At 68.0% G+C, this 482-nt stretch carries 1 protein-coding gene; it reads right to left on the minus strand.

Annotated elements, in window-relative coordinates; translation table 11 throughout:
- The coding region (encB, locus tag D7Y13_RS42270) for an encapsulin nanocompartment ferritin-likeEncB family encapsulin nanocompartment ferritin-like cargo protein cargo protein (RefSeq protein ID WP_279637194.1) at positions 1-315 on the minus strand (315 nt) is incomplete at its 3' end.
- Between the last annotated feature and the right edge of the window lie 167 nt (positions 316-482).

Consider the following 482-nt stretch of genomic DNA (forward strand, 5'->3'; position numbering starts at 1 on the left):
GGTCACCGCCGGCACAGGTTCGGCGGGGGCGGGGGCTTCGGCCGGGACGCTGCCCACGGCCTGCTGGAAGTGGCCGGCGACGAACGGCTTGGTGAAGTGCGCGTCCTGGCCCTTGTCGAGCAGCCGGAGCATGTGGGTGGCCTCGGAGACGTGCTCCTTCTCCTCCGCCGCCAGGTGCAGGAAGAAGGCGCGGACCTCCGGACTGGAGGAGTCCTCCGCGAAGGCCTCGTACTCGTTGATGGTCTCGAGTTCACGTGCCAGCACGGCGCGGATGCGCGCGACGTCGGACCGCTCGGTGTCGGACTTTCCGGCCATTGGGGCGGACCCTCGCAACCCGTGGGGGCACCGTCAAGTGAAACAGCGGTCGAAGGGTTTCCTGCTGCATGGCCCAAGACGCTGGACGTAGAGTCCGCGCCTTCGTGACCGTCCCTGCTCCCCTGTCTCTTATACACCTCTCCGAGCCCACGAGACCGGAGCCTATC

The organism is Corallococcus praedator (assembly GCF_003612125.1).
Lineage (GTDB): Bacteria > Myxococcota > Myxococcia > Myxococcales > Myxococcaceae > Corallococcus > Corallococcus praedator.